This window comes from Paenibacillus sp. P46E (genome assembly GCF_001909095.1).
In the GTDB taxonomy this organism is placed as follows: domain Bacteria; phylum Bacillota; class Bacilli; order Paenibacillales; family Paenibacillaceae; genus Paenibacillus_AQ; species Paenibacillus_AQ helianthi.
Window position 1 is genome coordinate 1 of the sequence record NZ_LVYZ01000065.1, and the last position, 26,680, is coordinate 26,680.

26 protein-coding genes, 1 tRNA gene, 2 rRNA genes and 2 riboswitches are annotated in these 26,680 nt (G+C 48.3%); of the genes, 16 read left to right on the plus strand and 13 right to left on the minus strand.

All coding sequences use genetic code 11. The features are described 5' to 3' along the window. The 11 genes from A3849_RS24205 to A3849_RS24255 form a co-directional block, all read left to right on the plus strand. Positions 1–251 (plus strand): 23S ribosomal RNA (locus A3849_RS24205); the annotation flags it as partial. A 125-nt stretch (positions 252–376) separates the two neighbouring features. Next, positions 377–493, plus strand: a 5S ribosomal RNA gene (gene rrf, locus A3849_RS24210). 427 nt (positions 494–920) lie between these two features. Further along, positions 921–2,378, plus strand: coding sequence for an IMP dehydrogenase (gene guaB / locus A3849_RS24215; RefSeq protein ID WP_074086992.1), 1,458 nt, complete (start codon positions 921–923; stop codon positions 2,376–2,378). Between the two features lie 127 nt (positions 2,379–2,505). Then, entirely contained in the window at positions 2,506–3,906 is a 1,401-nt protein-coding gene (locus A3849_RS24220; RefSeq protein WP_074113695.1) for a D-alanyl-D-alanine carboxypeptidase family protein, read from the plus strand. A 113-nt stretch (positions 3,907–4,019) separates the two neighbouring features. Further along, a complete protein-coding gene (pdxS, locus tag A3849_RS24225) occupies positions 4,020–4,901 on the plus strand; it encodes a pyridoxal 5'-phosphate synthase lyase subunit PdxS (RefSeq protein WP_074086956.1) in 882 nt (293 codons plus the stop codon). A 17-nt stretch (positions 4,902–4,918) separates the two neighbouring features. Beyond that, the gene (pdxT, locus tag A3849_RS24230; protein ID WP_074113696.1) at positions 4,919–5,503 is read left to right on the plus strand and encodes a pyridoxal 5'-phosphate synthase glutaminase subunit PdxT; all 585 of its coding nucleotides are present in this window, start codon (positions 4,919–4,921) and stop codon (positions 5,501–5,503) included. 85 nt (positions 5,504–5,588) lie between these two features. After that, positions 5,589–6,878: a serine--tRNA ligase gene (serS, locus tag A3849_RS24235; RefSeq protein ID WP_074113697.1), complete on the plus strand. Its 1,290-nt coding sequence runs from the start codon at positions 5,589–5,591 to the stop codon at positions 6,876–6,878. A gap of 64 nt (positions 6,879–6,942) precedes the next feature. Continuing rightward, a tRNA-Ser gene (locus A3849_RS24240) sits at positions 6,943–7,031 on the plus strand. A 157-nt stretch (positions 7,032–7,188) separates the two neighbouring features. After that, positions 7,189–7,530 carry a hypothetical protein gene (locus A3849_RS24245; protein ID WP_074113698.1) on the plus strand — a complete coding sequence of 114 codons (342 nt, stop codon included), beginning with the start codon at positions 7,189–7,191 and terminating at the stop codon, positions 7,528–7,530. A gap of 14 nt (positions 7,531–7,544) precedes the next feature. Next, a complete protein-coding gene (locus A3849_RS24250) occupies positions 7,545–7,697 on the plus strand; it encodes a small acid-soluble spore protein P (RefSeq protein ID WP_074086960.1) in 153 nt (50 codons plus the stop codon). A 103-nt stretch (positions 7,698–7,800) separates the two neighbouring features. Next, the gene (locus A3849_RS24255; protein ID WP_074113699.1) at positions 7,801–8,898 is read left to right on the plus strand and encodes a hypothetical protein; all 1,098 of its coding nucleotides are present in this window, start codon (positions 7,801–7,803) and stop codon (positions 8,896–8,898) included. Positions 8,899–8,991: 93 nt separating this feature from the next. Here A3849_RS24255 and A3849_RS24260 read toward each other — a convergent pair whose 3' ends face one another. Both A3849_RS24260 and tadA read right to left on the minus strand, forming a co-directional pair. Next, entirely contained in the window at positions 8,992–9,558 is a 567-nt protein-coding gene (locus A3849_RS24260; RefSeq protein WP_074113700.1) for a GNAT family N-acetyltransferase, read from the minus strand. Positions 9,559–9,576: 18 nt separating this feature from the next. Further along, on the minus strand, positions 9,577–10,035 hold the full coding sequence (gene tadA / locus A3849_RS24265) for a tRNA adenosine(34) deaminase TadA (RefSeq protein ID WP_256700899.1): 459 nt from the start codon (positions 10,033–10,035) through the stop codon (positions 9,577–9,579). A gap of 347 nt (positions 10,036–10,382) precedes the next feature. Between tadA and A3849_RS24270 the strand changes: the two genes are divergently transcribed. Continuing rightward, a complete protein-coding gene (locus tag A3849_RS24270) occupies positions 10,383–12,710 on the plus strand; it encodes an ATP-binding protein (RefSeq protein WP_074113702.1) in 2,328 nt (775 codons plus the stop codon). After that, the gene (gene rluF, locus A3849_RS24275) at positions 12,700–13,401 is read left to right on the plus strand and encodes a 23S rRNA pseudouridine(2604) synthase RluF (RefSeq protein WP_074113725.1); all 702 of its coding nucleotides are present in this window, start codon (positions 12,700–12,702) and stop codon (positions 13,399–13,401) included. Before A3849_RS24270 ends, rluF begins: the two co-directional genes overlap by 11 nt. A 93-nt stretch (positions 13,402–13,494) precedes the next feature. Here the strand turns inward: rluF and motB are convergent, their stop codons facing one another. After that, on the minus strand, positions 13,495–14,310 hold the full coding sequence (gene motB / locus A3849_RS24280) for a flagellar motor protein MotB (protein WP_074113703.1): 816 nt from the start codon (positions 14,308–14,310) through the stop codon (positions 13,495–13,497). Beyond that, complete coding sequence (gene motA / locus A3849_RS24285) at positions 14,294–15,094, minus strand: flagellar motor stator protein MotA (RefSeq protein ID WP_074086966.1); 801 nt, start codon at positions 15,092–15,094, stop codon at positions 14,294–14,296. Before motA ends, motB begins: the two co-directional genes overlap by 17 nt. Positions 15,095–15,298: 204 nt before the next feature. On the opposite strand from motA, the gene A3849_RS24290 reads away from it, so the two are divergent. Next, complete coding sequence (locus A3849_RS24290; RefSeq protein WP_074113726.1) at positions 15,299–15,592, plus strand: hypothetical protein; 294 nt, start codon at positions 15,299–15,301, stop codon at positions 15,590–15,592. Between the two features lie 233 nt (positions 15,593–15,825). Next, positions 15,826–16,113 (plus strand): 4a-hydroxytetrahydrobiopterin dehydratase, encoded by a 288-nt coding sequence (locus tag A3849_RS24295; RefSeq protein WP_074086967.1) that lies wholly within the window; start codon positions 15,826–15,828, stop codon positions 16,111–16,113. A gap of 129 nt (positions 16,114–16,242) precedes the next feature. Here the strand turns inward: A3849_RS24295 and A3849_RS24300 are convergent, their stop codons facing one another. The 6 genes from A3849_RS24300 to A3849_RS24325 form a co-directional block, all read right to left on the minus strand. Then, positions 16,243–16,602: a c-type cytochrome gene (locus tag A3849_RS24300; RefSeq protein WP_074113727.1), complete on the minus strand. Its 360-nt coding sequence runs from the start codon at positions 16,600–16,602 to the stop codon at positions 16,243–16,245. Positions 16,603–16,697: 95 nt separating this feature from the next. After that, positions 16,698–17,183, minus strand: coding sequence for a GNAT family N-acetyltransferase (locus tag A3849_RS24305; RefSeq protein ID WP_074113704.1), 486 nt, complete (start codon positions 17,181–17,183; stop codon positions 16,698–16,700). A gap of 328 nt (positions 17,184–17,511) precedes the next feature. Beyond that, the gene (locus tag A3849_RS24310; protein ID WP_074113705.1) at positions 17,512–18,003 is read right to left on the minus strand and encodes a C40 family peptidase; all 492 of its coding nucleotides are present in this window, start codon (positions 18,001–18,003) and stop codon (positions 17,512–17,514) included. Positions 18,004–18,008: 5 nt separating this feature from the next. Further along, positions 18,009–18,151: riboswitch (cyclic di-AMP (ydaO/yuaA leader) on the minus strand. 388 nt (positions 18,152–18,539) lie between these two features. Beyond that, positions 18,540–18,968, minus strand: coding sequence for a C40 family peptidase (locus tag A3849_RS24315; protein ID WP_074113728.1), 429 nt, complete (start codon positions 18,966–18,968; stop codon positions 18,540–18,542). Positions 18,969–19,025: 57 nt separating this feature from the next. Next, positions 19,026–19,164, minus strand: a riboswitch (cyclic di-AMP (ydaO/yuaA leader). 220 nt (positions 19,165–19,384) lie between these two features. After that, positions 19,385–20,215 carry a hypothetical protein gene (locus A3849_RS24320; RefSeq protein WP_083613644.1) on the minus strand — a complete coding sequence of 277 codons (831 nt, stop codon included), beginning with the start codon at positions 20,213–20,215 and terminating at the stop codon, positions 19,385–19,387. Positions 20,216–20,226: 11 nt separating this feature from the next. After that, complete coding sequence (locus tag A3849_RS24325) at positions 20,227–22,233, minus strand: M1 family metallopeptidase (protein WP_074113706.1); 2,007 nt, start codon at positions 22,231–22,233, stop codon at positions 20,227–20,229. Positions 22,234–22,349: 116 nt separating this feature from the next. On the opposite strand from A3849_RS24325, the gene A3849_RS24330 reads away from it, so the two are divergent. Next, on the plus strand, positions 22,350–22,856 hold the full coding sequence (locus A3849_RS24330; RefSeq protein WP_074113707.1) for a YwhD family protein: 507 nt from the start codon (positions 22,350–22,352) through the stop codon (positions 22,854–22,856). A 127-nt stretch (positions 22,857–22,983) separates the two neighbouring features. Here A3849_RS24330 and A3849_RS24335 read toward each other — a convergent pair whose 3' ends face one another. The 3 genes from A3849_RS24335 to A3849_RS24345 all read right to left on the minus strand — a co-directional run bounded on the left by A3849_RS24335 (position 22,984) and on the right by A3849_RS24345 (position 26,549). Continuing rightward, positions 22,984–23,457, minus strand: a complete 474-nt coding sequence (locus A3849_RS24335) for an AbrB/MazE/SpoVT family DNA-binding domain-containing protein (protein WP_074113708.1) — start codon at positions 23,455–23,457, stop codon at positions 22,984–22,986. Between the two features lie 223 nt (positions 23,458–23,680). After that, positions 23,681–24,373, minus strand: coding sequence for a DNA-3-methyladenine glycosylase (locus A3849_RS24340; protein WP_083613645.1), 693 nt, complete (start codon positions 24,371–24,373; stop codon positions 23,681–23,683). Between the two features lie 100 nt (positions 24,374–24,473). Next, positions 24,474–26,549 (minus strand): transglycosylase domain-containing protein, encoded by a 2,076-nt coding sequence (locus A3849_RS24345; RefSeq protein ID WP_074113709.1) that lies wholly within the window; start codon positions 26,547–26,549, stop codon positions 24,474–24,476. Positions 26,550–26,680: the final 131 nt, after the last annotated feature.

A 26,680-nucleotide genomic window follows, 5' to 3' on the forward strand; every position in this document is an offset into this window, starting at 1 on the left:
AGGAGCTGTCCTTAGTACGAGAGGACCGGGATGGACGTACCGCTGGTGCATCAGTTGTTCCGCCAGGAGCATGGCTGAGTAGCTACGTACGGACGGGATAAGCGCTGAAAGCATCTAAGCGTGAAGCCCCCCTCAAGATGAGATTTCCCAGTATGTAAGACCCCTTGAAGACGACGAGGTAGATAGGTTGGAGGTGGAAGCACGGTAACGTGTGGAGCTGACCAATACTAATCGGTCGAGGGCTTATCCAAATCTTAAAACGCAGATTCGTTTCGGATTCAGTTTTCAGGCGATCCAGCTTGAGCAAGATGTCGGCCGCAAAGGTCTGATATTTTCTTGCAGCGATTTCAAGAAGCGAAAGCTTCAAAAAATCATGTTTGGTGGCGATAGCGGAGGGGTTCCACGCGTACCCATCCCGAACACGACCGTTAAGCCCTCCAGCGCCGATGGTACTTGGACCGAAGGGTCCTGGGAGAGTAGGACGTTGCCAAGCACATGAAGCCATTGTTGAGTCATCGACAATGGCTTTTTTGTTGTTTTTGGCGGAATTTGAGGAATACTAGTAAAGAGAACATCTCTTTACCTTATGCCGGTTGCTGTGTTGGCAGCGAATGGCTATAGATATTTATAAATGAAGTGTCCACTCCAAGCGGACTTTCGTCCAAGAATTCGCTTACTCATAGGCAGTTTTCTGAATAACTTCTCCCGTGATGTAATATTCTTGACAGGCCAAAAACCCTTTGCTAAGATGGCAATAATATATTTTTGGACAAGCATCTCAAACCTTAACTGAAGATACGAAAACGTATAGCTTCTAGGTCTTTACCAGTGTCTATCGGGTATGGACTTGAACCTTAGTTTCTTCATTCATAAAGTTTGCAGGCGTTTAGAATAAAGACATTTGAGGAGGAATGACCCAGGTGTGGGAAGATAAGTTTGGCAAAGAGGGATTAACTTTTGATGATGTGCTGCTGGTACCGCGTAAATCCGAGGTGCTCCCAAAAGAAGTTGAATTAACTACGGTATTAAGCAAGAATGTGAAGCTGAACATCCCTTTGATGAGTGCGGGTATGGACACGGTTACGGAAGCGGCAATGGCAATTGCTATTGCGCGTGAGGGCGGTATCGGCATTATTCATAAGAATATGTCTGTGGAGCAGCAAGCGGAAGAAGTGGACCGTGTTAAGCGTTCCGAAAGTGGCGTTATCACCAATCCCTTTTCCCTTACACCAGAACACTGGGTATCTGATGCGGAAGTACTGATGGGTAAATATCGTATCTCCGGTGTGCCTATTGTAGATGACAACAACAAGCTGGTTGGGATTTTGACCAACAGAGACTTGCGGTTTATTCATGATTTCAATATTCAGATCAAAGAAGTAATGACGCATGAGAACTTGGTGACTGCTGCTGTAGGCACTACCCTTCAGGAAGCTGAAGTTATCCTGCAACGACATAAGATTGAGAAGCTGCCTCTGGTGGATGAGAACAACATTCTTAAGGGTCTGATTACAATAAAAGATATCGAGAAGGCCATTCAATTCCCGAATGGTGCCAAGGATGCCCAAGGCCGGCTACTGGTTGGCGCTGCCATCGGCATTTCCAAGGATACGTTTGAACGGACAGAAGCATTGGTAAAAGCCGGTGTCGATCTCATCACTGTAGATTCTGCACATGGGCACCATATCAATATTATTGATGCTGTCCGCAAACTACGCGAACAATATCCTGATCTTACCATTGTGGCTGGTAATGTTGCCACCGGTGAAGCTACCCGTGAGTTGATTGAAGCCGGAGCTTCAGTGGTCAAGGTGGGTATTGGACCTGGATCAATCTGTACCACACGCGTTATCGCCGGTATCGGTGTACCTCAAATTACAGCCATCTATGATTGTGCAACAGTAGCCCGCGAGTACGGAGTTCCCATTATTGCGGACGGCGGAATCAAATACTCCGGAGAGATCACCAAAGCCATTGCTGCAGGAGCATCTGCAGTTATGATGGGTAGCTTGTTCGCAGGTACGGATGAAAGCCCTGGGGATTCGGAAATTTATCAGGGACGTAAATTCAAAGTTTATCGCGGCATGGGCAGTATGAGTGCCATGAAGCAGGGAAGTAAAGACCGTTACTTCCAGGATGATGACAAGAAGTTGGTTCCTGAAGGTATTGAAGGACGCGTTGCTTTTAAAGGCAGTCTCTCAGATACGGTTCATCAACTGATTGGCGGACTTCGTTCAGGGATGGGCTATTGTGGAACCAAAACATTGGAGGAGCTTCGTAATGATACCTCCTTTATCCGGATTACTGGTGCCGGTCTGCGTGAGAGTCACCCGCACGATGTGCAAATTACCAAGGAAGCACCTAACTATTCCCTATAAGTTTGGATATTCGGCATTTTAAGGGCAGATAGGACGAATTTCGTCCTGTCTGTCTTTTTTTGAAGGTACCCCTGTGTTAGAATAGAACAAGCAATGGATATGAGGGCAAAAAGGAGAGTAGTAATCATTGAAGTACAAGCATAGATTCAGCAGTAAACAATTTGTGATTAAGACAGCGACAGTAGGTTTGCTTTTAAATATGCTGGCCTCACCGGTGAATTCAGCACTGGCTGATACAGTCAAGACCCCCGCTACTACAGAGTCAGGCACAGCAGCTACAAGTACAACTGGAACCAAGGCGACAACTGCAGTCAAGATTCCTTCTGTGGAATCGCTGGGATTGAATCTGAAATCGGCCGTTCTGCTGGAACCTACAACTGGTGAAGTGCTGTTATCACTAAATGCGGATGTGCCTCTGCCTCCAGCGAGCATGACCAAGATGATGACAGAGTACCTAGTTACAGAAGCCGTTAACAAAGGCCAGCTATCATGGGATAAAAAAGTCGTAGTGCAGGAGAATGCCTCCAAACAAATTGGATCACGTATTTTTTTGGCACAAGGGGACGAACATACAGTCAAAGAGCTATACATAGCTATGGCGGTAGGCTCTGCAAATGATGCTACGGTAGCTTTGGCAGAAGAGGTTGCTGGATCTGAACAGCAATTCGTTGCTCTAATGAACGAAACAGCACAGAAGATGGGGATGAAGACCGCCTATTTCATCAATGCGACCGGGCTCGACCGGGATGATATGCCTGCGAAATTCCGGCCTGACACAGATCGGGAAACCGTAATGTCTGCTATGGATGCGGCACTCTTGGCTAAATTCATTGTAACTGATCATCCGGATTTCACGGATTTTACTACTATCCAATCCTACAAATTCCGTGAACGTGATAAAGCGCCAATGGTTAACTATAACTGGATGCTGGAAGGAAACAAAAATGTTACAAATTTCAAAGCCTACGCTTATCCGGGGCTTGATGGTCTGAAGACTGGACATACTTCCAATGCGGGTAACTGTTTCACAGGTACAGCTGTCCGCGACGGGATGCGGCTGATCAGTGTGGTAATGGGAGCCGATTCAGAGCCTCACCGTTTCACCGAAACAAAGAAAGTTCTCGATTTTGGTTTTAATAATTTTGAGATTAAGCAGGTTGTTGCTCCTAAGGCAGTTATTGCGGGCAATGAAACCGTTCCAGTATTAAAAGGTAAGCACAAAGACGTCTCCGTTGTAACGGATGCCGGCGTAACATTTATCGTACCGAAGGGAACTGTATCTCCACAAATCAAAACGACTGTTGTTACCAATGATCCATCAACCTTGGTAGCACCGATAGCCGGAGCCAGCAAAGTGGGGAAAGTCACTTATTCCTACCAGGTGGAAGGTATTACTCAGGTTCAGGAGAAAACCGTTAACCTGATAACGGCTGAAGAGGCAGAGAAGGCCGGTTGGTTCAAACTGCTGATGAGAGCCATAGGAGAGTTTTTTGGCGATCTGTTTAAAGGAATTAAGAACTTGTTCTAACGGCTGAAAAATGTCGAAAACAGGAGAAAATCCGAGTAAATAGGTTGTATATATAGCCGCCTTGCGGTAAAATTATATGTTAGATTAAGTAAGTTCATACGGGAGGCTTGGTCATGGAAACAGGAACATCGCGTGTAAAAAGAGGCATGGCAGAAATGCAAAAAGGCGGCGTCATTATGGACGTCATGAATGCAGAACAGGCAAAAATTGCTGAGGCTGCCGGAGCAGTAGCCGTTATGGCACTGGAACGCGTCCCTTCTGATATTCGTGCAGCGGGCGGTGTAGCCCGGATGGCCGATCCTACGATTGTGGAAGAGGTTATCAAGGTAGTAAGCATTCCCGTTATGGCCAAAGCCCGCATCGGACATTATGTAGAAGCGAAGGTTCTGGAATCCCTCGGTGTGGACTATTTGGATGAGAGTGAAGTACTCACTCCGGCTGATGAAGTGTTCCATATTAACAAACGTGAATTCACGGTTCCTTTTGTATGTGGCGCCAAAGATCTGGGTGAAGCGCTGCGCCGTATAAACGAAGGTGCTTCCATGATCCGTACCAAAGGCGAACCGGGAACAGGTAACATTGTTGAGGCCGTGCGTCATATGCGGTACATCAACAGCCAAATCCGAAAGGTGACTAATCTTTCACTGGATGAGTTGTATAATGAAGCGAAGACTTTGGGGGTTCCTTACGAACTGCTGCTTGAAGTACATCAGTTAGGTAAATTGCCGGTTGTTAACTTCGCTGCAGGCGGTGTAGCAACACCGGCGGACGCCGCTTTGATGATGCACCTGGGTGCCGATGGTGTGTTCGTTGGCTCCGGTATTTTCAAATCGGATAATCCTGAGAAGTTTGCCCGTGCAATCGTTGAAGCAACTACTCACTTCACCGATTACAAGCTGATTGCAGAAGTATCTAAGAACCTCGGCACCCCAATGAAGGGAATCGATATTGCCTCATTGTCGCCGGCAGAACGTATGTCGGAACGCGGCCGTTAAGAGAGAAGGTTGTCCCGATGAGAATAGGAGTGCTGGCGCTTCAAGGCGCTGTAACAGAGCATATTGTCAGTATAGAGAAAACCGGGGCTCAGGGCCTGCCAATCAAACGTGTAGAACAGCTGGAGGAGATCGAAGGATTGATTATACCCGGCGGCGAAAGCACTACGATAGGCAAGCTCATGCGCAAGTATGGCTTCATTGAAGCCATCCGTGATTTTGCTGGTCAGGGGAAGCCTATTTTTGGGACATGCGCGGGCATGATCGTACTGGCGAAGCACATTGCGGGGGGCGAACCTGGTCATTTAGAGCTGATGGACATCACCGTTGCCCGGAATGCCTTTGGCCGCCAGCGGGAGAGTTTTGAATGTGATCTGCAGGTTAAAGGAATCCTTGAACCGGTGCGCGCTGTATTCATCCGTGCTCCTCTTATTAACGAGGTTGGGCCGGAAGTTGAGGTGCTCACTCTCTATAACGATGAGATTGTGACTGCCCGCCAGGGGAATCTGCTTGTATCTTCTTTTCATCCGGAGTTGACAGATGATTATAGGCTGCACCAATACTTTGCCGATATGGTAGAGCGTAGTGTAGTGGCCAATCAATAGAACCGCATATAAGAACATTCTGACTCTTTCAAAGCTGCAAACAGCATTTTGAAAGAGTTTGGGCTGTTTTCAGGAGGGAAACTTTGTGCTAGATGTAAAAATATTGCGCAGTGATTATGCCAGAGTAGAAGAGGCACTCAACAAACGGGGTAAATCGCTTGAACTGATTGCTGAATTTCCACAGCTGGATCTGCGCCGCCGTGAGCTGCTGCAAGAGACCGAAGGATTGAAAAACCAACGCAACACCGTATCAGGTGAAGTGGCGAAGAAGAAGAAGAATGGCGAACCTGCAGAGGATTTAATCGTTGAGATGCGTACGGTATCCGACCGGATTAAAGAGCTTGATGATGAAGTAAGAGTGCTTGAGACCCGTATTGAAGAACTGACGATGAGCATCCCTAATATTCCGCATGAATCGGTGCCCGTAGGCAAATCCGAGGAAGAGAATGTGGAATTGCGCCGCTGGTCACAGCCGCGTGAGTTTGGATTCACACCAAAGTCACACTGGGAGCTGGGACAGCAGCTGGACATTATTGACTTTGAAGCCGCTGCCAAGGTTACTGGCTCGCGTTTTGCCTTTTATAAAGGCCTGGGAGCACGTCTTGAACGTGCACTTATCAACTTCATGATGGATCTTCACAGCGGGGAACACCATTATGATGAGATGCTGCCCCCATATATCGTAAATAAGGACAGCCTATACGGCACAGGTCAGCTTCCTAAGTTCGAAGAGGATCTTTTTAAGCTTCGGGATACAGAATATTATCTGATTCCTACAGCTGAGGTTCCGGTAACGAATTACTATCGTGAAGAGATTCTTACAGCTGCGGATCTGCCGAAATATCATGTGGCTTACAGCTCCTGTTTCCGTTCGGAGGCCGGCTCGGCTGGCCGTGATACTCGCGGGCTGATCCGTCAACATCAGTTCAACAAGGTCGAGCTTGTGAAGCTTACCACACCTGAGACCTCTTATGAGGAATTGGAGAAGATGACGGCAGATGCCGAACGCGTGCTACAGCTTCTGGAACTGCCATACCGTGTACTGGGACTCTGCACAGGTGATATGGGCTTTACCTCTGCCAAGACGTATGACCTTGAGGTATGGCTGCCTGAGAGCGGCATGTACCGTGAAATCTCCTCATGCTCGAACACAGAAGACTTCCAGGCGAGACGGGCTAACATTCGTTTCCGCAAGGAGCCTAAGGCGAAGCCGGAATTTGTTCATACGCTGAATGGTTCTGCTCTTGCTGTTGGCCGTACGTTAGCCGCCATTCTGGAGAATAATCAGCAGGAAGATGGCTCGGTAGTAATTCCTGCAGTACTGCAGCCGTATATGCGAAATGTGAAAGTGATCAGCCCGAAAGCTGCACAATAATCATTGTTGCATAATGCTTGCATTGTGTGGTACAATCCTAATGCATGTGAAATTTGGATGCATTGGAGAGGTACCGAAGCGGTCATAACGGGGCGGTCTTGAAAACCGTTAGGGTGCAAGCCCACATGGGTTCGAATCCCATCCTCTCCGCCATTTCTTTTAAGATGAATATATGAAGATAGAAGCTGCCTTCCTTGGAAGGTGGCTTTTTTTGTCCAGCCAGATGGCTCGTTTTCGTGTGTTATGTACAGACAAGTATAAAAAACGCCCTTTCTCCGCAATGTAATAGGGAAGGAGGCTGATAATAACAATGAACCGACAATTACAGCTGGATCAGCAAAGCCTGGTTTCTGCTTGGCAGGAGCGCCTGCCTGCTCTGATGGAGGAGGGAGACAGCTTTAGCCTGCAGGGAGATGCGGCAGACCCGAGCAGTCTGCTCATTCATTTTAATGCTGCCGGACGGCAAGCCTATTCCCTTGATTTTCGTTGTACTTATGTCGATAGCCGCGAAGTAGCCGTAAGTTTGATTGATGCCGAAGAGGCTGGCCGGCCTACCGATGAGCGGGCGGATGCCGTTCAGTCATTGGCGCAGCAGTATACCAGACAAATTCATGAATGCGCGCAGGCCCTTCAAGACCTTACCAATCCATAGGAGGAAACTTAAATATGAGCAAACCGAAGAGCATGCCTGTACCGGGCGTCGAGAACAACAATCAGGAGCGCCGCAAGGATCATAAACCCTCAGGTCCAGAGCCTTTATCCGGTTCCAAAAAGGTTAAACAGGCTAACCATGTAGACCATCATAATCCACAGGGGTAATTGCTTCTGTAGAATATATGGCGAGAAATGTTTCTCATTTTTCCCAAATGGTTTATCATTAGGGAGGGTGAAGAAATTTTTTTCATGGGAGAGGAGATTTATAATGAACAAAAAATGGGGGTTGTCCGCTGCCGCATTGCTGCTAACCGCTGCAGTAATTCTGCCTGGCTGCGCAAACAAAGAGCAAGCACCTAAAGAAGCGTTGAAGTCGGCCGCTGTCAAAGCGACAACGCTCAAATCGTATGAGATGAAGAGCAAGGTGGCCATTAATAATCTGACTATTGATGCGCCGGCTAACGGGGAGTCCGATGCCACCACGGCGCAGGTGCTCAGTATGCTGAAGAATGCCGAGGTTACCATTGATGGTGTCTATCAGGCAGATCCTATGCAAACTGAAATGACGCTGGTGCTCAACCTGAAGGGCGATATGACGATGTCTTTTAATATTCCAATGGTCATGACCGCAGAGAAGATGTATATCAAAGTACCTTCTATTCCGTTCCTGCCGCTTCCGGAGACGGTGGTTGGCAAGTTCGTAGAACTTGATCTGAAAGAACTGGCAGAGAAGCAAGGAACCGAATTTAACCCTGCCTCCATGGATACACAGAAGGTGCAGAAGCTCTCAAATGAGGTGCTAAACACACTGCTTGGGGAATACGATGATCAAAAGTACTTCAGTGACATTAAACCTAAGGACGCCGCTTTGCCGGAGGGTGTTGAAGCAAAACAGGTCGTTCAATTCAAAATCACGAATGATAACGTCAAAGAGGCACTTACTATTTTTGTGAATAATGCCCTGCCGAAGATCATCGATATCGTGGGTAAGCCAGAGTATAAGGAAATGTTGAATATTAAAGATACGGACCTGGCTAAAGTCAAAGAAGAGCTGCAGTCCAGTAAAAGCCGTGCAGAATTCGACAAAGACCTGGCGGATTTGGGGACTTATCTGACAATCAATCAATTTCATATGAACACAGCTATCAATAAGGATGATTTTCCGGTCTATCAGGATCTGCTGATGGATATTAAAGTAAATGATCCTGATAAAGGTGAGAATGTCAGTGTATCCTTAAATGCGAGCAATCAATATAGTAAAATTAATGAAAAGCAGACCTTTACCATCGGTATTCCGCAGGGAGAAAACGTCATTACCATGGATCAGCTTGAAAAGGAATTTGGTTCTATGGGTACTACTTACTAAACAAACTCTGCAATTCGAAAATCCCGCATATGAGCGCCGTCTTGGCGCACATGCGGGATTTTTGGCTGTATCGGATGTAGGTGGGAACAGCTCTTACTCCTCATCCGGCTGGATATCATCAGCAAGTATAGCGTACATACGATGATCTTGCCATTGTCCATTAATTTGGATGAAACGCCGAGCAATTCCCTCAGCCTGAAAGCCATTCTTCTCCAGAACCCGGCGGGACCCGTGATTATGGAGTAAAATGGAGGCTTGCACTCTATGCAGGCCAAGGGAGCGGAATGCAAACTTAAGGACAAGCCGAACGGCGGCGCTTGTGTACCCTTTTCCCTGTAAGGCATAATCCATGAAATATCCAATATCCGCAAACTGTCCAACACCACGCACAACATTGGAGATAGTGATCTGGCCAATCAGCTGACCGTCCAATAAAAATATACCGAACATATATGCCCGGTCTTGCTTAGAATCCTCCAAACGTTGACCGATAAGCTGCAGCTGACTCTCAAGGGTAAAGTAGTCTACCTCCCTCAGGGGCTCAAAGGGCTGATGCTGTTCTTTATTACGCAGACGCAGTTGGAGTAGCTCACTTGCATCTTTGACCTCCAACAGAGCAATATAGATGCCTTGAGGTGTGTCATATAACTTATGAGACATGAATTGTCCTCCTTTATCCTAAGATTTCTTCCGGAGCCGGCGAAAAAAGGTGGTTAGCAGCTCTGCACATTCCTGTTGCAATATGCCCTGAATGACCTCGGTGCGGTGATTAAAACGGGGCTCTTCCAGCAGATTCATTAGTGTGCCTGCGCAGCCGGCTTTGGGGTCGGGTGTACCATATACAGTAAGCGGCACTCTGGACTGGACCATTGCCCCGGCACACATGGGACAGGGTTCCAGGGTCACATACAGCTGACAGTCCAGGAGACGCCAGGAATTGAGCAGGGTACTGGCCTCACGAATAGCAACCATCTCTGCATGGGCGGTAGAGTCCATAGTTGTTTCACGCAGATTGTAGCCCCGGCCGATAATCTCCCCCTGGCGGACTATTACGGCTCCGATAGGAACCTCACCCAGGGCCTCCGCCTTGCGCGCCTCCGCTATCGCTTCTCCCATCCAATATTCATGAACAGCCATTTCCTCCGGGGACAGTTCATTATTTATACGATTCAAGCTCATCTTCCCTTCCAAAACTACTCTTTGTGCAACGAACAAATATTCGTTCTTAACAAATTGTGCATAACTCTGTGGATAAAGCCCGACTTATACACAATTTTGTACACATCGCCATTTGATAAAATGTTTATATGTGCATAACCTGTGGATGGTTTCTTATTCATTGTAGAGAAAGTGTCTATAAAATTCAATATTCACCGAAGTAGGCCTTAGAAGTGAAATGTCTTTTCAAATGAGGGGGCAAAAGGTATGATAATGTTTGAACGCTCCGCTAGGATTTACCAGCGGATAAGAGGTGAACAGACAGCTTGTCTATAAAAATTAAGTTATCGGTAATCATTTTTGGTTCAGTACTTTTAATTCTGGCGCTAAATCTCACACTTAATCTTCACGCAGCCCGTAACAATCTCCGTAATGAGAGCGTACAAAATATGAAGATGACCGCCAGTCAGATTGCCGTTTCCGTCGAGCAGAGCAGCTACAGCTCCAATTACGTGCAGCACCAGATCGCCCAGAACCTGAGATTGGCTGCTATTTTGGCTTCTAAGGAACTAGATCCCGATATTAAGAATGTCAAGAACGCACAGCTGGTAGCTCTAGCTCATAAGCTGGGTGTGTCTAATATTTCACTGCTGGTCAAGACTGAGGATGATGTGGTCGTTGCCAAATCCTCGGATCCTAATGAACTTAATTTGTCCACCAAAGGTATGGGCTATTGGTATGTGGCTTTTCTCGAGCTGTTTGCGGGGCAGGAGGTATCAGTTGGGCAAGGACAGACCTTTGAGCATTTCTGGTCAGGGCCTTTTGAATATTCAACCTCCAATCCCAAATACATTGAGAAGTGGGGATACTATTATGATCCATCGAGAAACTATATAATAGATCCCTTCATTCGCAGCACTGCAGTAAGCGATTATGTGAAGATTATGAACCCTGATGAGATTGTCCGCCAATCTAAAGAGGTCAATCCGGGGATCTTAGAAATCACAGGGATCAATCCCAAAACATTTGGCGTATCGACCATGAAGTCTGATGGCAGTGATTCTGTATACCTTAAGCTGAAAAACCAGGCTATTAAGTATGGTACTTACAAATACGGCAATGTTGAAGAAGACAGGTCGGCGATCATGGAAGCGCTCAGCAGCGGTGAACCCATTACTCTGGACACGCAAGCTCTTGGCAAAAGAGTGCTGAAAACCTTCATTCCAATTAAGCAGCCTGGAGCTGAGGATTATGTCATCAGTGTAGTTATGGATTATTCGGTCATTTCATCGGTAATCCGGGAGCAGCTGTTGAATAATGTGACTACGTCGGTTGTGCTGCTTATTGTCTTTTTCATGGGAAGCTATATTCTTGCAGGTATTGTTACGCGGCCAATTCAGGATATCCTGGCAAAAGTCAACGACGTGGCCAGAGGCAAGTTCGAGCCTCCGCTTAATGTGGCCAGCCGTGACGAGCTTGGGCAATTGGCGCACCGTATTAATGCTATGACCTCACATCTACTTCAGCACACGAACCGGCTGGGACAGACACTGGAAGAGAACCGGGCTGTCAAAGAGCGTCTGGAGTCTGTGATTAACGGTACCTCCGATGCGATTCATACGATGGATATGGAGGGCCGGATTATCAGTACGAACCGGGCCTTTGAGGAGTTGTACGGCTGGAGTGCGAATGATGTATGGCGGAAGATGCCTTATCTGGTGCCAGCCACTGCGCAGAAGCAGGAAGAAGCCCGACTGAGAGAGCTGAAGAACGGTGCCGTCCTGCCTCCGCTGGAGACGATAAGGTTGAAACGTGACGGCTCGGTCGTCGAAGTCAGCGTCAGCAGCTCGGTTATTCGTGACGAGGAGGGCAATCCGCAGTCCTTCGTCCATGTCTCGCGTGATATGACAGAGCGTAACCGGATCGAAGAACTGCTGAGACGCTCTGAGAAGCTGACAACCGTCGGCCAGCTCGCAGCCGGCGTTGCCCATGAAATCCGGAATCCGCTCACTACCCTGCGGGGATTTCTGCAGCTGCAGCAAGAGAAGAAGCTTCTGGTCCCGCTCCATATTGATCTTATGCTCTCAGAGCTGGAGCGGATTAATCTAATCGTAAGTGAATTTTTAATTTTGGCCAAGCCGCAGGCCGTACATTTCCAGCAAAGAGACGTCCGGCTTATTCTGGGTGATGTAATTTCGTTGCTGGACAGCCAGGCGCATTTGTTCGGCATTGAATTCGAAGCCCGGTTTTCCGAACAGCCGGCAACGGTGCATTGTGAAGAAAACCAGCTGAAGCAGGTGTTTATCAATATTGTCAAAAATGCGATTGAAGCTATGCCTGATGGCGGTACGATCACACTGGAGCAACATATGATTGACGATATCGTAGTGATCGTTATCTCTGATGAGGGTGAAGGCGTTCCAGAGGATATGCTGCCCAAGCTTGGGGAGCCCTTCTTTACCAACAAGGAAACCGGAACAGGCCTTGGGCTCATGGTCAGCCAGAGAATTATCCAATCCCACAAAGGCAGCATGGAGATACGCAGTGAATATGGGTGCGGGGCGGAAGTTACCATCAAGCTGCCTGCAGCCGGAGAGCAGGCTCCCGGGCAGGCTATGAATGAAGAACGGAGTGAAGATCGAAGTGAGAATTAATAAGTTCATCAGTGAGACAGGGTTCTGCTCACGGCGTGAAGCAGACAAGCTGGTGGAAGGCGGTAGAGTTAGCATCAACGGAGAACGTGCTGTGCTTGGCAGTCAGGCCGAGCAGGGAGATGAGGTGCGCATAGATGGTAAACTGCTTGAAACAGGCAGTAAGGTCGTCTACATTGCACTGAATAAGCCGGTGGGTATTACCTCTACCACTGAAGCGCATATTCAAGGGAATATTGTCGACTTTGTCGGACATCATGAGCGTATATTCCCCATCGGGCGGCTTGATAAAGATTCTGAAGGATTAATTCTGCTGACCAATGATGGAGATATCGTGAACAAAATATTACGGGCCGAGGGCAAGCATGAGAAAGAATATATCGTGACTGTGGATCGGCCCCTTACCCCATCCTTCATTACCGGAATGTCGAGCGGAGTCAAGATACTAGGCAGCCGGACACTTCCCTGTGAAGTAACGCGAATCAGTGAGCGGGTCTTTCGAATTATTCTTACGGAAGGTAAGAACCGGCAAATCCGCAGAATGTGTTCTGCTTTTGGGTACGAGGTACGGCGCCTGCAGCGCATCCGTGTGATGAACATCCGCCTGGGTACGCTGCAAACTGGAGAATGGCGTGAGCTGTCTGCCCAAGAGAAGCAGGAACTGGGTACCATGCTGAACTATAAGCTGCAGTAACGGCGGTAATTGGACATAGAATAAACAATAAAGAGCTGTTCCGGAGGTCTTATTCAGACCTTTCGGAACAGCTCTTGTTGAATACACATGATTCTATTTTCCGGTAGCAGCAGGATCTATAGTCTGCGTGCCATCCTGATACTTCCGGAGGATGGAGACCTCTACGCGGCGGTTCTTTGCCCGGCCTGCGGCCGTTGAGTTGTCAGCGATTGGATGATATTCTCCATATCCGATGGGACTGAACTTAACCGGGTCCAGATAGGGATTAAGCAGCAGGATCTTCATGAATTGCAGCGCACGGGCTACACTGAGATCCCAGTTGGATGGATACTCACTGTTGGAGATCGGGATATTATCCGTATGGCCCTCTACCAGTACATCGTAATCAGGAAATTGCTGTAGCATCGTAGAAATGGATTTCGCCAGCTGACGGGAATCATCCTTTACCACGGCTTGTCCGGAAGAGAACAAGGCATTGTCGCTAATGGTGATGGTTAACTGTGATTGGTTCAGCTTGGTGCTGAGCAAATCAGTTAAACCATTATTCTTGATATACTGATCGAATTGCTTCTTCAGCTTCTCAAGCTCTTCTTGCTCTTTTTGCTTCAATTTGGCGATTTCATCCTTGCCGGTATTAGGGGCAACGACATTGTTCATTTTTTCTTCTTTACCCTGGTCCATTTGAGTATTTGTAGGAGCATCAGACTTATATTCCAGAACTCCGGACCCGCCGTTAAATACGGATTTGAAGGCCTGAGCCATTTGTTCAAATTTCTGGGCATCCGTAGCGCTCATAGCGTACATAGCGAGGAACAGGGCAACCAGTAGGGTCATCAGATCGGAATAGGGCAATAGCCAGGATTCATCGGCATGCTCTTCGTGCTCCTCATGTCTAGTCTTTTTGCTCACTCGAAGCACCCTCCTTATTAGCTAGTTTCTCGCGTTCAGAAGGTGTAAGGAAGACGGAAAGCTTCTGATTGATGGCAATGGTCGATACCCCGGATTGGATAGACAAGAGTCCTTCTACCATCATTAGCCTGATCTCAATTTCACCTTTGGAGAGCCGCTTCAGCTTGGTCGCAATCGGATGCCATAATACATAACCTGTAAAGATACCAACGATGGTGGCAATGAAGGCTCCCCCGATGGCGTGAGCCAGTTTTTCTACTGCGCTCATATCTGAAAGTGCGGCAATCAGCCCGATTACGGCCCCGAGCACGCCCAGCGTTGGTGCGTACATACCTGCTTGGGAGAAAATCAGTGCTCCGGCTTTATGCCGATCCTCTGTAGCGTGGATATCTTCCATTAATACATCACGGACAAATTCCTGGTCATTGCCGTCGATAATCATCCGCATGCCGTTTCGAAGGAAATTGTCCTCAATTTCGTCCACCTTGGATTCCAGGGCGAGCAATCCTTCACGACGGGTAATGGAGGCCCATTCCATGAACATGGTAATCAGTTCCGATTTGCTGACCATTTTCTTTTTTACAAATATTAACTTGAACAATGACGGGATTTTCTTCATTTCCGAGAGCGGAAAAGCTATAAATAAAGATGCGGCTGTACCTAATAAAATAATTACGTAAGCAGCGGGTGCTGCCAAGGCAGTTAACGGTGCACCTTTAAGAAACATCCCCCATACTATTGTAACCAGACCAAAAATCAAACCGATTATTGTTGAAATTTCCATTTATGCACCTCGTCCATGAGAATTAAGATATGATCTGACTATACCGCCTGTATCATCCATGACCAGCGGTGTGACACTCTGCGTCTGACCAATAACGTATATTCTTATTTATCGACAGCATTCCCTTTTTTGTGAAGTCATTTTTTCGGCTATAATGAGTAGGGCAGGTTATTATTCATCTATGGAGAAAACGGAGTGATTGACGTGGGTGTGAAGCATGGCAGAGATTACAGTGATATTCTGAGTGAACTGACAGAAGCGGTAGGAAGAATTTCTGACGGGTATATATTTTTTGAGATGGAACCTGACGAATGGCAGGAGCTCCCGCAGGAATCGAAGACGGAGGTATGGGAAGCGCTCGCTGAGGACTTGTTCTACGCCTTGGGCAATGAACCGGTTATTGAGGTTGGCAGCGGCGTTGTAATCTACGATAAAGAAACACACCGGATAAATATTTTATTGGGTGAAGAGGATCTGGCTTCAGTTCTACTGGTCTAAAAAACAGACAGCCTTAAGGCGGCCGGTTTGCCCGCAGCCTATGCCACGTGGTAAAATTGATGGAGCCGAGTACTATTTGCCAGGGTTTGCGAATACAATAAACCGAAAAATAGCCATCATCCTGGCGCATCCCTTGGTCTTTTAAAAGCTGAGGGATGTTTTGTTTAAGGCATCAGGTATCATCGCATGGAGAAGGAGCAATAAGCTGTTAATTTAGTAAGGGAGGAAGAACATTGCAATTTACGGAGGAAGAGCTGCGGGAGCAGGTGAGTAAGCTGGAAGGATGGAAGCTGGAACCGAGTACCCTGGTGCGCAAATACATGTTCAATGAATATATGAAAGGCATTGCCTTTGTGGATGAGGTTGCAGCTATATCGGAAGCATTCGAGCACCATCCGCATATTACGGTTGATTACAAAACCGTTGTCCTGCGTCTGTCTACCCTCGGGGAGGATGGCCTTACGGCGCTCGATATCCGGCAGGCTCATGAATTTAATGAGGCTTTTGAGAAGAACCGTTAAAAATTTATCTCATATGTGGCCGATCAGATTGCGAATTCATAACCCTTATATAAAAGAATGCCCGGTACAGGATCAGTGTGATCCGTGCACGGGCATTTTGTGTTCCATATGATGAGATAAGAAGTAAGGTTATTTCTTCTCCGCAAGCCACATCGCTACATTCGCGATCTCCTCAGGCGCCAGCTTCTCCTTGAAAGAAGGCATCTGTCCGCGGCCTTTGGTGACAATGGTGAAAATCTCTCCGGCGTCATGCTTGCCGCCTTCCTGCTGGAGGCTGGGGCCTACGCCGCCCTGAAGCTGGTCACCATGGCAGGTGATGCAATTCGCCTTCTTTACTGTGGCCTCGGCGCTCGCCGCATCCATCTGCACTTCCGGCATCGTTGGTTTGTTCTCCTCAGCGACTTCGGCTTTGCCGGGTAAGGTGAACATTAAGATTACCGCAAAGGCGCAGGCGGCGAAAAACAAACCGCTCATGATCCATTTCTGCATCTGCATCCGTCCCCTCCATGTAAGCTGCTTCCTACATTATACAAGAAGGTAAAGCGTTATCATAGGGTTTGTGACAAAAAAACGAATGATTTGTGCTATTTATCATAGACCATACAATAAAATGGCTTATCGCCCGTTGGAGTCCGGCGTTCATAAGTATCCGTAATCGTAAAGCCACTTTTTTGATAAGCACGAATGGCTCTCTGGTTCCAGGTAAGTACCTCCAGATCTATCTCACGCTCCGGATACCGTGCGAGGGCTGCCTTGACGATGGCGTTCATGAACAGATGCCCCAAGCCTTGCCCGCATAGCTCAGGCCGCATACCAATTCCGAGCCGAACTACACCTTCCATCGGGAACAGCTGTGCAAAGCCACAGAGAAACCCTTGGCTGTTCACCACCGAGACGTATTGCTCACTCCGCAGCCGGGGATCGCCAAACTCAATATCCAGAGCCTGCATTTGCTCCCAGGACATCCAGCCATAAATGTTGTACGGAGGTTTGTATACCCATTCACAAATTTCTGCAGCGTGATTAACTTGCATGGGGACAACGTAAAAAGTTACCGGAGAACTAATCATCCGCCATCCGCCTCCCTTCAGAACGAAACGTTATATCATAATTATATACAAAACGGTTCGATTTCGACGCACAAACAATATATTTTAAAAAATTACAAAAATCGCGGGATTTTATGTTTTGCAAATAACGAGAAGGGTAAGTAATTTTTATAGCAAGTGGAAACGGCTTCGCCGTCCTTTTAAGGACGGTACCCGTATCAGCGAGAAATATAAGGATAATTTATTGCGTGAAACATATAAATTCTTATCTTTGGACAAAAAAACAAGCCCCCTCCAAGATTTCGGCAAAAATCCTGGATAAGAGCCTGTTCGGTTACAAAATTATTGCTTATTGTACATCGTCATTATCTTGGGAATCGGTTGCTACTGCTTGAAAAGCATCTGTGCTCATGATTCGTTTGGCGCCAACGTAGCGGTTGACGTAGTAGCTGTCACCCAGCGAGCTGATGGTTACACCACGCTTGGAAGAAGCGTGTGCGAACTTGCCTTCACCGACATAAATGCCGACATGAGATACGCCTTTGCCGCTTGTATTGAAGAATACGAGATCTCCCGGTCTGATATTATCACGGGATACGGCAGTGCCCATCTGGTACTGGGAACCGGACTGGTGGGGAAGGTTAATTCCCATCTTATCAAACACATACATGGTAAATCCGGAGCAATCGAACCCGTTAGTCGAAATTCCGCCGGTGACGTATTTAGTTCCGATGGCTTTGTCGATAACCTGATCCATTTTGGAGTCTGCGAAAGCGCTTCCTGCTCCGATGGTAAGAATGATCGAAAAGCTGAGTAATGCTGCTGCTAGCTTCTTCTTCAAAAGTGAATACCCCTTCCAAATGCCTACGAGGTTAGCTTAAGGGTTCGGTTGAAGGTCCCCTATGACCCCTCTGTAAATAGGAGGTCAATTCACCCAAAATCGGTTCCCCCGTTTCCCTAATGAATAAGGAACTCGGCATGACTATTGATTAGATTAGCTTACGGATTAAAACAATGACAAAACCTTTGTAAATCAGGTTTGAATAATTACAAAAATGTTACTATCAACTCACTGCGATAATTGTAACAAAGACGGAAGCACTTGGCAATCACCTAAAGCATATTAATACATATTTTTTGAGCCTATTAAGAGAAAAATGCTTGATTTACGCTGGTTCTTTACGCTGTAAGTGAGCTGCATGGAAGGTGTTACTGGAATTTTTATCAAAAGAGGTGTTTCAAAGCTCTAAAATGTGTGTAAAAGGGAGAATAAGGAAAAGGAAAAACCCGGAAAATGATTACGGCAATAATCAGCTACCGGGCTTGTATAAATTACTTTTAGTGTTAGAGGTGTAATGTGAGGGGAACAAGCTTCAATTAATCGTAGGCAACAGTCTTGTAAGCTGTAGTGCTCATCACTCGTTTAGCGCCAACGTAGCGGTTGGCCCAGTAAGCTTGACTCAGCGAAGTTATGGTTACACCGCGTGAGCTGGAAGATTGTGCGAATTTTCCGCCACCGACATAAATGCCGACATGGGAGACTCCTGATCCAAAGGTATTGAAGAATACCAGGTCACCTGAACGCAGGTTGCTCCGTGATACGGAAGTTCCAACGCTGAATTGAGCCTTGGACGTGCGCGGCAGGGTAAGGCCGACATTTTTAAAAACATACGAGGTGAAGCCGGAGCAATCGAAACCGCTTGTGCTAGTGCCTCCGAATTTATAGGTGGTTCCGATAGTTTTTGCGATAACGGTGTCCATCTTGGAATCGGCGAAAGCGCTACCGGCTCCGATTGTGAAAATCATCACTAGTCCAAGTGCTGCTGCGGTACATTTCTTCTTAAAATTCTGACTTTTCAAAAGATGTACTCCTTCCAAGGCCTGCGAGGTTAGCTTAAGGATTCGGTAGAAGGTTCCCCTATGACCCCTCTAAAGCGAGATCAATTCACCCAAAATATGGTTCCCCCGCTTCCCGGTGCAGGGAATTTGGCGTTTTATGCACCAGAAGAGCGACGTGTCGACAATTAGTAAATGCTCGGAATGTTAACGTGTTTGAATGTGTTGCATCTGAAAGATTACAAATTTGTTACTAGTGGTACAGGCATCATTGTACCAGAGGATTTACAGTTTTGCAAATACTCTTATTCACTTTGTAATCTAAAAAAGAGTCCCGCCCCCTCAAGGAGCAGTGACTCTTTTATTATGCCGGCTGAGCGGCTTAATTATTGTGGGAATGATTTACTGGACCAAAGGTGGTATTGAGCGGCGATTCCCCACATTTTGAACAGTGTAGTGGGAAGGGGAGAGAACTGTCTAAGCAGAAGTGCCGGCATCCCCGGACAAAAGATCGATGCCGCTCCGCAAGCAAGCATCATGATCACGCCCCCTGCCCCCATTGCAAAAGATAATCCGACAGAAGGAAGGATCACCTTCAGACACACCAAGAGAGAAGAGAGAGTGCCTGTACCACCCGTATACCCGAACTGCATGTACAGCAGTACTTTTCGGATGAAGAACAGATATAGCAGCCAAGCCAGAATGTAAGGCACCAGTTTCAGCAATAACTTATAATCCAGAATCCCGCTTAACAGCAATCTGTACATTTTGGGAAGAAGCCAATACAGGGGCAGGGCTGTAAGCACCCATTCTGCCAGACTGAACAGCATTACCGGAAGCCCATACAGCCGCATACCCGGAAAAAAGAACATCCCTCGCTCCCCCTTACGTTCCTGATGGAGTTCATGGAGCAGTCCAGCGCGGATGAATGGGGAGAGCAGCAGTCTAAATGCGCTTAGCGCCAGAAGCATCCAAAGCCAGTGCTGAACAGCGGAATCGGTACCCAGTGCGAGCTGGCCCTCCACATAATACAGCAGCCTGCCTATCCCGCTGCCGCCCGCATCCTGATCGGGATAGCGCAGAAGTACCGGGACTACAGCGCTTTTAACGAACTTGTACATGAAATAGCCCCAGAACAGCCGGTAAATGAACAACAGAATTAGTATATAAAATTGCTCTTTCATGCTGTGCCAGCCGCGGGATATCGATCTTTTCACAATCCTTCACCTCACCAGACAAGAGTTCCGAGCAGATTTTCAATCAGGTTGGTTATGCTAAGCGTCCATCGTGAGAGCGTATCAGGTTCCAGTGCCGCGAGCCGGAAATTATTCAGATGCTTATTCTCCAGCAGGATGGAATGTTCGGGGTCAATCTCTGCCGACATTAGCGGCGCTTTGTAGGACAGCTGAAATGTAGTTTGTTTGTCTTTTCCATCCCAATACCGTTGAACAGTATATCCATCCGAAAAGGTGAACTTTACTGGTACATTCCCGTACTGGCTGCCTTTGTTACTCACGGCAACTGTCGAATCATAACGAAGGCTATCTATATCGCTCCCCTTGTGAAGGGTGTTGATAATGTCATCTACGGCAAAATCAGGAGCGCCGCCACTGTAAACATATTGATCGAAATACATCTGCCACGATTTTTTGGTCACTTTTTCTACGGTCTTTTGAAAATCCGCTGTGGAAGGGTGCTGGAAACGGTATTTACGGGCATAGGCGGCCATGATGGCATCCATCGTTTTGGTCCCCACTTGCTGCTCAATGTCTTTAAGGACCAGTTTGCCCCGGATGTATACGTTGCGTGTATAGGCGTCATCTCCGGTGTATTTCCAGGTCTCCAGATTGAGCGGCTGTGATGAGGTAACCAGACTGGCCTGAAGTGCAGAATTAGAGGCTACACCATATTCCTGTTCCATCAGCCGGTCTTCTGCATAAGAGGTGAAGCTCTCATCCAGCCAGGCTTCCTCAAATTCATTGCTGGCTATCATGCCATAAAAAAACTGATGCCCGATTTCATGGATAACCGTACGTTCAAGCTGCGTTCCTGGAGCATCTTCGGTTGCGCCGAAGGCTGTGATGAGTGTAGGATACTCCATCCCGCCTGCGCCATTCCCTGCCTTAGGCGGGACGACGATAGATAGCGTGGAGTAGGGATAAGAACCGTACCATTTGCTGAAAGCGCTAAGAGCAGCTTTGGCCGCCTGAAAATAACGCTCCTGTAAATCCTTATGCAACGGGTCCAGATAGAGCTTAATCCTTACCCCGGGCACGCCAGGAGCAGAGAAGGCTTCCTCGGCAACCGCAAAGTCGGGAGAGGCCGCCCAGGCGAAATCATGAACATCATCGGCGTAGAATTGGTAAATCTTCTGGCCCTGCTTCAGCCTCGCGGTCTTCACTGGGAAGCCGGTTGCTGCGACTGTATAATTGGAGGGCACGGAAAGGGTTACATTGTAGATCCCGAAGTCGCTGTAGAACTCGGAGGTACCGTGGTACTGATGCAGATTCCAGCCTTCCTGTTTTGCCCCCCGGGTGCCAACAGGCTCATACACACTGATCTTGGGAAACCATTGACCAGCCATGACAAAGTCACCTGAAATTCCCATGCGGGCGAATATTTTAGGCAGCTTGACCTCATACTTCAGCCTGAGCGTAACACTTTCTCCTCCGTTGACGGGTTCAGGAAGATGCACCTTCACCAGTGTCCTGTCATTCACATTGCCATCGTCAGGCTGGGCATACTGCAGACGCTGCATGAGTGAGACACCGTCAGAGGTCCGTAAATCGGTCAGAGTCATGCTGCCGTATCCATTCGCTGGCATTCTATCCCCGCGCAGTGTTCCTCCAGATTCTTTCATAAAGGTGGTATCTTCAGAAGCAAAAGCATTCGGGTAAAGATGGAAGTAGAGGTCTTGTACCGGTTTTTGGCCGGGATGGGTCCAGGTCACCGTTTCGGAAGCCCTTAATGACCCGGTAGAGGGGATTAGCTGCGCGTCAATATGATATTCGGCCACCCGCTCGCTTAGCGCCTCCGAGACGGGGAGCGGCTTACTCTCCGGGAGAACGGGTTGCGGAGCTTTGATCTGTGCAGCTACAGGGGACTTGGCCTCTTTGGGTGCGGCAGCTGTCAGAACATCGGGGTTGTGCCCTGATAACGCCCAAATTCCACCTCCTAAGGCGAAGGCGGCCAGGGCCGCAAAGATGAGGGTGTACCTTAATGACAGTGGCTTCATACTGTGATTCCTCCCGTGACAAGCATCTACGGGATGTATATGTTTGCATTCGGCGCATTATTAGCTAAAATTAAATTATATTCACGTTCTATTAGTGAGAGGAAGGATGTGCACCTGTGGATAACAATCAACCAGAGGGTAAAAAACCGATGGCTCTGAATATCGTGAACGCAAAGAGCAAGCATAAAGGCTTCGGAGCAGGTTCCATCGATTTGAACAATGTATCGCCTGTTATTATTGACGGCGGCGAGGCCGTTATCGATATCGGTGCCATGCATGCCAAGAGCAAAGTGGAGAAGGGGATTAAATTCAGCCCGAACCGTGAGGATGTCCTGGACGGAAGACAGGTATGGGTGGTTTGGGTAGCGGTGGACCGTACCCCGGAAGGCCAGTCTTACGGCGGGATTACTGCTTGTGAGATGTGGATTGATACTGAAGCCCGCCGGGGCTGGAAAATTCTTGCTGATCATGTGAACAAGCTGGATTCCGCGCTGAAGCGCAGAGTGATTCTGGAGGGGATTGGAGCAGCTGACAAAGCAGCCCTAAAGTCGCTGCTGATTGCCCATAATGCAGAATGGTGGGACGCGTCGACCGAAGAGTTAAAGGCAGCATTGTCGGAATAAAATTACCTCCGGTGTCTATGAGGACCAATAGATCACGTTACCCAACAACAGCCAAGTCCTCCAATTCAGGAGAGCCTGGCTGTTTGTATTGTGTATGAAAGCGCAGGATGCCGGGATAGCATTGATCCTATGATCTACTGAGCAGGTTGAGCTTGCGCTTGAGCTGGCTAACGCGGGCTTGGCTGATGCCTAGGACCTCTGCGAGCTCCTTCTGATTGGCATAAGGATGCTCTTCAATAGCCTTCTCCAGGCGCTGGCTCATTTCCTCAGTCTTTGTCCGCCGTCCTCCGCGGATAGGCTCAGGATTAAAGTCTGCGGGGCTCTCCGGCTGAAGGTCGTCATCGGCTGTCCGTTCTGGATTGCTGAGTTCTTTCAGACAACTGTTGCAAATGAACTGGTCTTTATAGTAGGTCACATGATCAAGGCTTCTGCAGAACGTGCATTCCGTTGAGGTGTACTTTCTGAGTACGATGATTTCATCATTCAAAATAAAAAATTCGATAGGATCCCCAATGTCAATATTGCGTGTCATGCGGATTTCTACGGGAACCACAATTCTGCCAAGACTGTCCAAACTCCGGATCATGCCTGTATCCTTCATCCCATGTCCCTCATTTACATCTTTAATTTTTTTGTGGATATCTATGATTATAGCAGTAATTGTAAGTTATGAGAACGGGGAAAGCGCATTCATAGTAGATTTTTTGTAAAAAACAGGAAGATTTTTTTTGCGGATTTAAAAATCTCTCCATTCGGGAAGTCCGAAAGGAGAGATGGATTAGGGTTCTTTTGTTTTTTACCCAATTCCGGGTGGCGAAACAGCCTTACCAAACTTTTGGGAGATGAAACGGCTGGGCCTGTCTATCCAAGACACTGACGTAAGGGTTGCCTCTGAGGTAGAACCGCCAGGGAAGCAGGGCGTATTCTTCGGCATAAGAAATATTGATTCGCGGGGCTTGTACAATATCCAGGGTATCGGGCGGGTCACCCTGCTCCAGCCACAGTGGCTCCGCAGGATCATTCAACGGACAGCCGTTCAGACTCTTATCTATACGAAGTGCCCTGCACAGCTTCCCCGGACCGCCGGAGAGGTCCGATGGCTTCTTGACCGTAATGCCGCGATAGGCCGCCATCTGCCCCGTATCGTTGACAGTCAGCGGCTCCACCGCACGAATCAGCACGGCATGCGGATCATCCTTGGCGGCAGTTACTACATTTACGCAGTTGTACATACCGTAAATGAGGTACACGTAAGCAACTCCGCCGGTTCTGAACATGACCTCGGTACGCGCCGTGCGGCGTCCGCCGTAAGCGTGGCTGCCTTTGTCTTCTGAGCCGCCATAACTTTCAGTCTCGACGATCCGGCAGCGGATCTCCCCGTCCTCGGTCCGCCGGACCAGATGCTGTCCCAAAAGAAGCGGTGCAGCCTGGAGTGCTGTAAGCTTATATATATGCGGGGACAAGAGTTTTCTGGAAGACAGTGTCTCCCTGGTACCAGCGTTATCCTTCCGTTCCATAGATTAATGACACCTCACTGGCCGAATCAGGCTATTCATTAGCGCCCTCTTCGATGATTGGTCCCATCGTACCGCAGGAACGGCAGCTGAGCAACCGGGATCAGTTCATCCACCAGCGTTTGATGTCGTTCCATAGGGAGTGATCATCCTTGGTGTCCGCAGCAGGGGGAACAACTTTTCCGTCCTGAGGATCTGCTGCAGAACCGCCTGCACCGTGCCGATCACAGTATTCGGTAGGCTCTGTGCCACTGATGAAGGTTTCCAATTCCTTCTCGGGACAATCAGATGTAGCGAGCTTTCCAGACTCAGGATTGATATACACACTGACGACTCCGTCAGGAATCGGAAAGATTTTGGGCGGTACGTTTGCCAGTGCCTTTTCTGTAAACTGGGCGAATATGGGGGCGGCACGCCGCCCGTCTGATGTAGCAATATTACGCCCTTTGTCATAACCGACCCAGACGGCTGTTGACAGCTCAGGCGTGAAGCCGACCATCCAGCCGTCGGTATCGGTGGTGCCGGTCTTTCCGGCAACCGGACGCTTAATAATGGACGCCACACGGTTGCCTGTTCCTCCGCTCTCAAATACGCCTTCCATTAGCCGGGTCAGCACATACGCTGCTGCCGGTTCTACGACCTTCTCTCCTTGCTTCCGGGGAGCCTCATATAGAAGATTTCCATGGGCATCGGTAATCTTTAGTATTGCTGTAGCCGGAAGCTTTATTCCGCCCCCGCCTATCACAGCAAAGGCTGACGCCATCTCCAGCGGGCTCACTGGTGAAGTACCCAGGGCCAGGGAAGGCACTGGCTGCAGCGGACTGTCGACCCCCATTTTGGCTGCCATTTCAGCTACTTTATCCGCGCCTATTTTCATAATCGTGTTCACCGCATAAATATTGTCGGAGGCGGCAATGGCCTGGCGCATATTAATTTCTCCCAGATACTTGTCTCCGAAATTTTTGGGCTGATAGGTCTTGCGGTCATGATCATAATGGAACAGCGTGGGCTGGCTGTTAAATACGGACAGTCCCGTCATTGTTTTGGAGGACAGTGCGGTTAAATACATAATGGGCTTAAAAGAAGACCCGGGCTGCCGGGTAGTGGCTAACGCATGGTTAAACTGATTGGTACGGTAATTTTTGCCTCCTACCATGGCTTTGATATAACCCGTCCGGGGATCTATCGACACCAGTGCAGTCTCCAGGTCACTAGCGGAATCCATCCCTTTGTCCACAGCCTCCTCAGCCGCCTGTTGCATATCAGGATCGAGGGTTGTATATACATTCAGACCGCCCTGATCCAGTTCTTCGCTGCTAATGTGCAGGGAGTCAATGGCCAGGCTGCGGACATAATCGCGGAAGTAAGGTGCAGCGACGAGGGTATCCTTTTCACCCTGTGGCTTGAAGCTTAAGGTCTCCAGTCTGGCGGAAGTCGCCTGTGCCTCCGTGATATCTCCCATTTCCGTCATCGCAGCCAGAATAATCTGCTGTCGTTTCTTGGCATTGTCCATATGGGTGAAGGGAGAATAATAGGTCGGGCCTTTTGGAATTCCGGCAAGCAGGGCACTTTCCGCCAGATCCAGATCTGCGGCTGCTTTACCGAAATACATCCTTGAAGCGGCTTCGATCCCATAGGCGCCATGTCCATAATAAATCTGGTTCAGATACATATTCAGAATTTCATTTTTGCTGTATTTCATTTCAAGCTGCATCGTGTAGAGGGCTTCTTTTGCCTTGCGCGTCCAGGTCTTCTCATGGGTCAGGTAGAGATTACGAGCAAGCTGCTGGGTTAAGGTACTCGCCCCCTGCGTGCGGTCCCCGGACTCCAGGTTGGCAAGAACAGCGCGTCCCATCCCTCTTACATCAAAGCCGGAGTGATCGTAGAATTTACGGTCCTCCACAGCGAGGGTAGCCTGAATAAGAAGCGGCGAAATTTGACTGAGTGTTACGGGCTCCCGGCTGCGGCCGTCTGTGGTAAAGGTAGTCAGCACATTCCCCCGGGAGTCAAGCAGCTTGGAGCGGATATCGTCAGCGATTGGCGGAAGATCCTTTTGATACAGGTAACCCAGCAGCGCGCAGGCTGCCAGCACAAATAGCACGCTCACCACAGCCAACAGCCGGAACAACCGGCGGAGGCGGTATTTAGGTTTTGGAGGTGCTGCAGGTTCGCGGGGCATGGCATCGGGCTCCTTCCTTTTTTGCGTACAACTTGTCAATTCTCATTATGGGAAAGGAAGAGCTTGGATATTCATAAGGTTATAAGGGCTTTTCCGGAAAGAACAACGTTTTCTGCAATACGGAATAAGGT